At 34.4% G+C, this 10,453-nt stretch carries 8 protein-coding genes and 2 pseudogenes; 8 read left to right on the forward strand and 2 right to left on the reverse strand.

The genetic code is table 11. From position 1 onward, the window contains the following. Positions 1–233: 233 nt before the first annotated feature. Both KGF65_RS15555 and KGF65_RS15560 read right to left on the reverse strand, forming a co-directional pair. Positions 234–644 (reverse strand): annotated as a pseudogene (locus KGF65_RS15555) (LytR family transcriptional regulator); the annotation flags it as partial. A gap of 73 nt (positions 645–717) precedes the next feature. Next, positions 718–1,150: pseudogene (locus KGF65_RS15560) on the reverse strand (recombinase family protein). 538 nt (positions 1,151–1,688) lie between these two features. On the opposite strand from KGF65_RS15560, the gene cps2T reads away from it, so the two are divergent. The 8 genes from cps2T (at position 1,689) to KGF65_RS15600 (ending at position 10,357) form a co-directional block, all read left to right on the forward strand. After that, positions 1,689–2,888 (forward strand): beta 1-4 rhamnosyltransferase Cps2T, encoded by a 1,200-nt coding sequence (gene cps2T, locus KGF65_RS15565; protein ID WP_216788228.1) that lies wholly within the window; start codon positions 1,689–1,691, stop codon positions 2,886–2,888. Between the two features lie 30 nt (positions 2,889–2,918). Further along, positions 2,919–4,247, forward strand: coding sequence for a glycosyltransferase (locus KGF65_RS15570; protein WP_216788229.1), 1,329 nt, complete (start codon positions 2,919–2,921; stop codon positions 4,245–4,247). Between the two features lie 25 nt (positions 4,248–4,272). Further along, complete coding sequence (locus tag KGF65_RS15575) at positions 4,273–4,917, forward strand: DapH/DapD/GlmU-related protein (protein WP_216788230.1); 645 nt, start codon at positions 4,273–4,275, stop codon at positions 4,915–4,917. A 59-nt stretch (positions 4,918–4,976) separates the two neighbouring features. Then, on the forward strand, positions 4,977–5,984 hold the full coding sequence (locus tag KGF65_RS15580; RefSeq protein ID WP_216788231.1) for a stealth family protein: 1,008 nt from the start codon (positions 4,977–4,979) through the stop codon (positions 5,982–5,984). Between the two features lie 66 nt (positions 5,985–6,050). Further along, positions 6,051–7,022, forward strand: coding sequence for a glycosyltransferase family 2 protein (locus KGF65_RS15585; RefSeq protein ID WP_216788232.1), 972 nt, complete (start codon positions 6,051–6,053; stop codon positions 7,020–7,022). A gap of 19 nt (positions 7,023–7,041) precedes the next feature. Then, positions 7,042–8,073: a glycosyltransferase family 2 protein gene (locus KGF65_RS15590; protein WP_216788233.1), complete on the forward strand. Its 1,032-nt coding sequence runs from the start codon at positions 7,042–7,044 to the stop codon at positions 8,071–8,073. 1 nt (position 8,074) lies between these two features. After that, complete coding sequence (locus KGF65_RS15595) at positions 8,075–9,268, forward strand: polymerase (RefSeq protein ID WP_216788234.1); 1,194 nt, start codon at positions 8,075–8,077, stop codon at positions 9,266–9,268. Positions 9,269–9,346: 78 nt separating this feature from the next. Next, positions 9,347–10,357 (forward strand): DUF6625 family protein, encoded by a 1,011-nt coding sequence (locus KGF65_RS15600; RefSeq protein WP_216788235.1) that lies wholly within the window; start codon positions 9,347–9,349, stop codon positions 10,355–10,357. Positions 10,358–10,453 lie beyond the last annotated feature (96 nt).

The raw sequence follows: 10,453 nt of genomic DNA on the forward strand, positions 1-10,453 counted from the left end.
TACAAATGGCTTTTTTATTTCTAACTTAATTTTACAAACGACGTCATTAATATTTATCAATACTGATTATAATATAGTGATTCATCATATAACAATACAGTATCATTACATTTTTCTATTGAGATAAGCCAATGCTAATACGTTTTATCCGCTATTCAACTACCAGTAAAACATGCAAAAAAGGTTCACTTATCACATGTTACATGACAAGTGAACCTTCATTTAATTTAGCTTTAGTATCCGCCATCTGGACCGCCAGGATCACCAGCCCCACCGGTTGTGTCCGTAGTTGCTGTTGAACTCGTACTATCCATTTGGGCGATCGTACCCGTCGTTTTGTGGCTCAATCCCAGAGCTTTACGAATATAATTGGTAACACGTTGTAGTTCGGATTTTGAAGCGACCTCCATACTTTGACTCTCGATTGTCTCGCTGGCTCCCTGCAAATGCGTCGTCTTAATATGTTGCGTGGCCTTACGGTAGTTGGTTGCCAGTGCTGTCAGGCCATTAAAAGTCAAATCCGTCTGAGTCTGCTTCGACAGTGAACTAATAAAGTCCTCATTTAGCAGCGATGAGATTGAATTCGACTTATTCAACAAGGCCATAATGACCTTACGTTGTCGTGTCTGTCGTCCATAATCCCCTAACGGAATCAGATTCCAAGAAAAAAACTTTAGTAAACACCCTCCAAAACTATAAGTAAAGAAAATAGGGTCCCTATTTTCTTTTAATGCCGTATTTCACACGGTATCGAATAAAGGTCGTCCGTTTAATACCTGTATTTCGGGACACATCAATGTCACTCATGCCAGCTCGATAAAGCTTAAAAGCATGTTGCAAGCGGGGATCGTCTTGGGTGTATTGGGGTTTGCGCCCATGATATTTACCCTGCTGCTTAGCTAAGGCAATCCCTTGCTGCTGGCGCTCAATGATTCGCTTACGTTCACTTTCGGCCTAAGCGATCTAATTCAGTGACCATTACAATATCACCCTCACGAATATAGGCTAGCATTTTTTGCAGTTCTGGCCGATTAGTGTTAGCCCCACTTAATTTATCCGTAAATAATTTATCAACGTCTTTTAAAGCCGCTAACTGTCGATCTAAATGTTGCTCCTTGGAACTCACACGCGCATAACCGATTTTAGCCATTTCCAATTCTCCTTTTGGACAGTTCTAATGAACACTTGTAATTCCTAGTATAGCACAGAAATGAAAAAGACTATTAGGGTGTATACCCTATTGGTTGCTTTATGAAGTATAGATAATACTATTTTAGATAATATGTTCTCTTGGTAGTTCGTACTGTTAGATAGGTATGAATATGAAAATGAGAAATCCTATAGAGGAGACCAGAGTTTGAACATAACAAAAGGCGCTGTGCCGGATTTTTCACTGTCGATACAGCGCCTTTGTTATGTCATTGGGAACATATATTTGATAGTTATGCTAATACTAGTGATATCACTATTGACGGTTGGTGAAGTTAGTGTGAAATTTTATATAAGAATATGGTAATATAAGGGTATGTGATAATCTTTAGTATTGCGCATAGAAAACAAAGAAGGAGGCAATAGTATGAGTCATAAATCTAGGCATCGTGCATAAATTGTAAACGAAATGTTGGATTGGAACTTCTCTTAGTAAAGTAAGGGAAATTTTTCTTATTAAGGAGATTGATCAGGGAGATATGCAACACGTCTTTATAATTGGGGCTAAAGGGATCGGAAACTACGGTGGATATGAGACCTTTTTACAAAAATTAATCAAGTACCATAAGGATAACGATCGAATAAAGTATCACATTGCTTGTAAGGCGAATGGTCAAGGAGCAATGGATGAAACAAAGCTCCCCGGGGCAAAAACTGATGACGCAAGTCACTTTACCTACTTTAATGCGGAATGTTTTAAAATTAATATTCCTGAGAAACTTGGACCCGCACAAGCAATTTATTATGATATTGCGGCCCTAAGAGAATGTATTAAGTTAATAAAGGAACAGGGCATTCAAAACCCGATTATTTACATCTTAGCTTGTCGGATTGGCCCATTTGTTGGTCATTACGTCAAGCAGGTTCATAAATTAGGGGGCCAAGTTTTTGTAAATCCAGATGGTCATGAGTGGAAACGAGCAAAGTGGTCAGCACCGGTTCGTAGGTATTGGAAGGCTTCAGAGGCTGGAATGGTAAAACATGCTGATTTAATGGTCTGTGACTCTATCAATATTGAGAAATATATCCAAGCAGAATATGCAAAGTACCATCCAAAAACAACATTTATTGCTTATGGCTCTGATATATACCCCTCTAAACTAGCGGATGATGATGAAAAATTCACATCATGGTTAAGAGAAAAGGGGTTAAGCCGGTTTAACTACTATTTGGTGGTCGGGAGATTCGTTCCGGAGAATAACTTTGAAACAATGATTCGTGAATTTATGAAATCTAATAGTAAAAAGGATTTTGCGATCATTACAACGCAAGATAAGGACTTTTTAGCTGAATTAGACAATAAGCTACATTTCAAAAATGATCGACGGATTAAGTTTGTCGGAACGGTTTATGATCAAGAGCTTTTAAAGAAAATTCGTGAAAACGCGTATGGTTACTTCCATGGCCACTCGGTTGGTGGAACGAACCCATCACTCTTGGAGGCACTGGGTAGTACGAAATTAAACCTACTTCTAAACGTTGGGTTTAACGAAGAGGTTGGCCAAGACGCGGCAATTTATTGGAGTAAAGAAGAAGGTAACTTAGCGGATTTAATCGACCAAGCCGACAAGATGGAACAGTCAGAGATCGATGATTACGGTAGAAAAGCAAAGCAACGGATTAAGGACGCTTATAGTTGGCAATTTATTGCGGACCGTTATGATAGTATATTTGGCTGAACCTTAATTCTTTAATAAGGAAGGATAGTTATGAGGATTATAGAGTATACATTGGGGATAGCACCATTCCGTCGAGGTGGTCTGCCAAGATACAGTACGGATTTAGCGGATGAACTTGCTAAAAATAATGATGTGTACGTTCTATATCCTGGTAAATCAACCTTAATCAATAGTGACGACCTACAAATTATTGAGAGATCGTGCACACATAAATTTAGGCTTTTTGAACTGGTGAATCCATTGCCGGTTTCTCTTGGATTGGGAATACATGAAGCTAGATATTTCATGTCCAAGAGACAGGTAAATAAAGCTATATTGTGGATTAAGCAGTTAAAGCCAGATGTGATTCATATGCATACCTTAATGGGTCTACCCATAGAGTTACTAACCGAAATAAAAAAGCTAGGTATACGGGTTATTTATACAACACACGATTTTTATGGATTGTGCCCCAAAATGTTGAGTGGTGATCCTATAAAAGAACTGCACAGTCGTGATTGTTCGTATGACTGTATGTTATGTAAGGATGGTCCGTCTAACAGAAAATTATTCATTATGCAAAGCCATACCTATGAGAAGTTCAAAGACTCTACTTTAGTAAAGAAAATCCGAAAAGGCCAAAAAAATTCACTAAATAATATCAGTGAACAGATGGAAGATTTAGTATCGGATAAGGAAGCTACAGATAGATATACTTTGAGAAAATATTATCAGCAAATGCTACTATCTATCGATAGATTTCACTTTAACAGCTTAGTTTCAAAAAATTATATCCAAAAATTTTTTCCAAATGCTAAGGGAAATGTTCTATCTATTACACATAGTGGCTTAGTTGATGAACGTAGCTCAAGGTCAAATAGTAGCGATGATAAGTTAAAAATAGGTTACGTAGGTCCATATGATCGAAAAAAAGGATTTTTCCAATACATTGAATGTCTTAAAGCCTTAAGAAACCATCATACAAACTTCGAAGCGTATTTCTATGGGGATATAGCAACCAGCGAAATTTTTAATGAATCATGGGTCCATAATGAAGGAATTCATCAAGAAGATGAAATGAGGAACATTTATAAAAGAATGGACTTATTAGTAGTCCCTAGTTTATGGCATGAAACATTTGGCTTTGTTGTTTTAGAGGCATTGTTACAAGGTACGCCTGTCTTGGTATCTGAAAATGTTGGGGCGCAGGATTTACTAAATAAAGATGATATATTTTCAGATACAGATGGGTTATTTAATAAACTAGAGGATATTTTAAATGACGGTACATCAATGAAACTTGAGAGTGTAAAAAGACTAGAGTTACACTATAAAATATCTGATCATGCTCAAAAAATAATTAATTTATTTTATAAATAAAAAGGGGACGTAATGATTGCTAGGGATGAGTAAGGATGTCTCTAAGAGGGATAAGTTGACTATTTACTGGGTGGCTGGAATTAAAGTTTTAAGGGGAATATTCGTTGGACTTGACCTAAAACAGTCTAGGGGATTATTATTTGTAGGTAAGAAAGCGAGCATATCACATAGAAAAAGCATAAGCGTTGGTAAAAATGTGAAGTTCGAAGATTATTCAGAAGTTCATGGTTTATCAAAAAATGGCCTACATTTTGGAGATAACGTTACAATTGGACGTTATACTACGATCCGTCCTTCAAGCTATTATGGCGTTGGGAAAATAGGCTTCGGACTACAAATGGGTGAAAATTCATCAATAGGGCCATTTGGATTTGTGGGGTGCTCTGGGAAAATAGTAATTGGAAAAAACGTTATGATTGGCCCTCGTGTATCGCTTTTTGCTGAAAATCATAATTTTTCTGACAAAAGTGAATCAATTAAGGAACAGGGAGTAAATAATAAAGGGATTACTATCGAGGATGACGTCTGGATAGGGTCTGGAGTGGTAATTTTAGATGGTGTTACAATTGGGTCAGGTTCCGTTGTGGGGGCTGGTACCATAATTACAAAGGATATCCCCAAGCAATCGGTTGTGTACGATAAGAGGGATAAAGTAATAAAAGAACGTTAATAGTTGAGCTTAAAAATATTCATAGAAATTTTGCTATCTTCTGGATAAAGGAGAAATAAATGATAGATTTTCCAATCGATTTTGTTGTTACTTGGGTCGATGGGAGTGACCCTATTTGGATTAGACAAAAAAATAATTTTTCGGAAGATGCAGGAACAAAAAAAAAGAGTATGAATTCTGAAAAAGCCTTTCGAGAATGGGGAACATTTAAATATTGGTTCAGGGGTGTAGAAAAATTTGCTCCTTGGGTTAATAGAATTTTCTTAGTAACTAATGGACAGATACCTGACTTTCTAAATTTGGCTTTAAATGAGAAACTAAGGTTAATTAAGCATTCAGATATAATGCAACCAGAGGATTTACCTACCTTTAATTCTAATGCGATAGAAGCTAACCTTAATAAAATCCCAGATTTATCAGAGCATTTCGTTGTATTCAATGATGATATGTACTTAACTTCCCCGGTTCTACCTAAGGATTTTTTTACAGACGATGGTTTACCGGTATATACAACGGGAATTAACCCGATAATACCAGTCCTATATGGAACTGCTAATTTCCAAGTTAATAATATGGAAATTATTAACGACTATTTTACTCACGATGAGATAATTGCAAACGGGCATTTTTTTAGTCTAAAACATGGTTTAAAAAATATCGTTAAATCATTTCTTTTTAGCCGTAGCCAGTTCATCTATGGCTTTTGGGAAAGCCATATGCCTTATCCACTATTAAAAGCAACCATGAATCTATTATGGGAAAAGGAATTAGATGTATTAAAAAGGACAAGTTCAAATAAATTTAGATCTACTTCTGATACAAACATATGGCTGTTTAAATATTGGCAGATTGCGAGTGGCAAATACGGCATTGGTGATTCAAAGTTTGGAGAGCTATTTTATCTGGATAATGCTAATGAAAAACTATGGAATTTAATAAATTCTAGGAAGTATTCAGTGATGTGTATAAATGATGGGATGGATATTGAAGACGAAGATGAAGTAATGGTTGATTTCAATAATGCTATGGATAAGTTGCTACCAAATAAAAGTAGTTTTGAAAAATAAAGATTTTAGCCATAATAAGGTCGATGTGAAATTGTAAAATAATTTAAAATGACTGGAGAAATTTTAATGGACTCAACTAGTGTTTTGATCGTTACGTACAACCGATCAAAGCTGTTACTTAAGACATTAAATGGTGTCCTAAATCAAACTAAACATGTTTCTGAAGTGCTGATATTTAATAATCATGGGACAGATGATACAGAAAAATTACTAAAAAAAGAAGGGTACCTTGACAGTAGCCTAGATATTGCGGATGGTCAGATGTACAAAACCACCAAGGATGGAGTAATAATATCATATTACCTAAATGACAAAAATCTTGGTGGGGCAGGTGGTTTCTCTAAGGGAATTAAACTAATATCAGAGCAGAACTATGACTGGTTATGGGTCATGGATGATGATGTTGTTCCTGAAGATAACTGTTTAGAAGAAATGTTTAAGCAAGTACAAGCTAATAGTGTTCAGGTTGGTATTCCAAATAGAAGTGATGATAACTTTACTGATACGGCATGTATTGATTTTGATTTTGATGATTATCGTAAGTTCTGGATAGGATTACGAAAAAAAAGCATTTCAATACCAAAGGATGTTAATAGTATTTTCGTAAAGGATTTTCCATTTGAGGGCCCGTTAGTTAAGATGGATCTTGTAAAAAAAATAGGTCTTCCTGATAGCCGATACTTTATTGAATACGATGATTCAGATTATGCTCAACGATTACAGCAGTATACAAAAATTGTCTTAGCGACTAAAGCAACACTACATCGACAATTGGCAAAAAAAAGAATGGAAAATACAAAAAAGACGGAAGCATATAACTGGCGAAATTATTATAAAATAAGGAATAATATTATTTTTGACCGGAGATATACTAATTCTTGGAAAGTAAAATTAATAAGCCCAATTATTTTAACGTCACATCATTTAGTCATTTCCTACCGTACTAAAAATTTAAGGAAAAACACCCCAATCATTCTGAAGGCGTATTTTGATGGAATGTTAAATAAAATGGGAAAGCGAGTTAATCCGAATTATTAACGAAAATGGTAAGAGTTAAATGTCAAATTACTTAGTATCATTTATTATGCCAACCTATAATTCCGAAGAATATATTATCAGAACTTTAAAAAGTTTTGATGAAATGGTAGGTAACAAAAGGAAGCAAATTGAATTACTATGTATTGATGATGGTTCTGCTGACCAAACATTAAACAAAATAAAAGAGTTTGCAAAAAATGTTGGATATGTAAAATATGAGAGTTTAAGTCATGGTGGAGTATCTACAGTAAGAAATCATGGTTTAGACATTGCTCAAGGAGAATACGTATCATTTATAGATAGTGATGATTTTTATCAAAAAGACTTTTTAGATCGTTTCTTCGAGCAAGTGGAGCGATATAATCATCCAGATTTATTAATAGAGGATGTAAAAGGAATAAATTTAGATTTTTATAAAAATGATTTAAATGAGGAGAATCGTATTTCAATTTTAAACGTCATTTATCGGATCGGAGAAACTACAGCTGAAACGGGAGTGGCTTCAAAATTTATTCGTAAGGATGTTATCGATAGAGCTAATATCTCTTACTTGCCAATCCCTGTATCAGAAGACGTACTTTTTAACGTTAATGTAATTAACAACATAAAAAGTATCGTGATTTCAGGAGAGAAATATTATTTAGTACAAGAATCCCACACATTGGCATTTTATAATAGGGAAAATAAAGATGGCCAATTACGTTATTTGGCGGAGTTATCGAAAATTCTGAATCATTACGGTGGCTTGGCAAATGATATTATCGATTTAGCATATCAAAAGGCACTAAATATCATGATTGAGAAATATTATGGCCCGTTATGTGCAAGTAAAAAATTATCCTTTGGAGTTGCAGCTAATGAACTAAAAAAGATTGTAAAAAGGCAAGGCTTTTATAACCATCTTAATAATCAAAGGGTAAGCATAGTTTCAGGGAATAATGGGTTCCGATATAAAACATTTAGATTTTTAATTACTAAAGGACTATTTAAAGGGTGTCTATTCTTTGATGTGATTTTAGATAAAATCAAAGGGTATGATAGGTTTAAATAAAATGGATTTTAAAATGGATAAAAACCAGCAAGGAACAAAACTGTATACGATTGCATTATTTATTTGGGTTGCTTATTTTGGGTTGGTTATAACATCTAATGTTGCTACATATTTAAACAACAATATTTTGCAGTATGGAGTCAGTGGGCTAGTGATTGCGATGTTAGTAATCAAGGAGTACCTTAATATTCCAAATGGACAGATTAGAATCCGCCCATTTACTTTTGCTGTATTTTTGGTAATGTTTTCATTATACGTATGGACATCAAGGTATCAAAGCGGGATTTTAACTGTATGTATTTTCCTTTTTGTGGCTTCAGCACGTGATGTTGAACTAAATGCAATATTTAAAGCCTTTCTATGGGCAATAACAATTGTTTTAGTAGGAACCGTTCTATTAAGTAGATTAGGCTTGATCAGTATTTTATATATGGCTTCTGACGACGGAGTACGCGGGAGCCTAGGATTTAAGTACGTCTCATTTGGTAGCCAATACTCGTTATTTTTCATCTTATGTTATTTGATTATCCGTAGTAGTAAGATAAGATGGATCGAGATAATTTTTTTGTATATAATCGCTTTTTATTTTCATTCCGCAACTGCAACATCAAATCCATTTTATTTAAGCCTATTAGTTATAACCTATGCGTTAATTAGTGAAAAAGTCGTAAAAAAAGGTTTGATTGTTGAAAACAAATTTTTAAAGATAATAACCCCAGCAATATACTTTGTGGTTCTTGGAGTTTTATTGTATTTATGCTTTTTTGCTTCAAGTGGGATATATTCAACGGTTGATTCAATGGTTCATAACCGTCTTAGGTTAGGTAAGCAAGGGATAGAACTGTTTGGGGTACCAATGCTTGGTCAGAAAGTTACATTTATAACTTTAAATATGTTTAATCGTTATGATTCAAACTATAATTATATAGATAGCTCATACCTTCAAAGCTTAGTGGTTAACGGTTGGTTATTTACAGTTTTAATACTAATTTTGTTTAGTTTATCTTTAAAGTGGGTAGTAGATCATAAGTATGACATTCTTGCTGCATGCATGGTAATTGCTGCAATTCACGGAATGTTTGACCCACAAATGATGGTTCTATGGTATTCCCCGTTCATTTTAATGATTGGGAAAATTTTCAATCCTTCTGATACAGGAAAAAAGCTAGCTCAAAGATATATAGAGGATGTGTAACAGAGCTAAATTATAGTCATAATTGGTTTTGACTAGATAGAAACAAGATAATCCTATGAAAGGTTGGTAATAATAAGAATGAAGGCATTGTTGATTATCCCGTATTTTGGGAAGCTACCTAATTATTTTCCGTTATGGGTTGAGAGTGCGGAGCAGAATAAAAGAATCTTTGATTTCTTAATTATAACGGATCAGGATATTAGGGTTAAAGCACCCAATATAAGGGTAGAAAAGACAGATTTCCCGACTTTTAAAAAGTTTGTGCAATCAAAGTTTGACTTCCATATTTCCCTAGCTAAGCCATATAAACTATGTGATTTTAAACCAGCGTATGGATATATTTTTAACGATGATATTAAAGATGATTACGATTATTGGGGGGTTTGTGATATTGACCTTATATTTGGCAATGCAGAGAAGTTCCTGAGACCTGTATGGTTGAAATATGATAAAATTTCTAAGCTCGGTCACTTGCAGTTATACAGAAATAATAGTGAGCTTAAGGACCTGTTTAAACATACTACTAGTAATAAAACTTTTAACAATTATAGAAAAATTTTTAAAAGGAAAGGGATATATCTTTTTGATGAACAATTTGGTATTGATGATATAGCAAACCATAGTGGTATTATTACACTTGATCTAGATTGTATCGCTGATATTTCCCCACAGCATGCCAATTTTTCTGTTTGGCATGATTATCCTGATCGAAAGAATTATTTCACATATAAGGATGGGACGATAACACGCTTTATTGAACAGGAATCAGGGTATCAAAAGAAGGAATATCTGTATTTACACCTTCAAAAACGGCCAATGATCTACAACCCCAATATATCACTAGATAATGGATTTACGATCGTTCCCGGTCAATTTATTAATGAGATAGACACTCCTGAAAGAACTTTTGAGAGCATGTCTTTACTCTCTGGTGGGAATACATACTATTTCCAAAAAAAGGATCAGAATAAATGGGAAAAACTTACATCGATTTATAGTTTATTTCATTGGTTCGCACTTCAAAGAGTTATAAAAAACTATAATAAAGAGGACCATAGTAATATTGTGAAGTATAGTCAGCTTAACTAGAGCTACTGAATTTGTTAATTATGAAAGTAATAAAAAACTACCTCTATAATGCTAGCTATCAACTGTTAGCATTAGTATTACCAATCATTACGGCAG

This window comes from Lactiplantibacillus sp. 30.2.29, from assembly GCF_018991255.1.
GTDB classification, from domain to species: Bacteria; Bacillota; Bacilli; order Lactobacillales; family Lactobacillaceae; genus Lactiplantibacillus; species Lactiplantibacillus pentosus.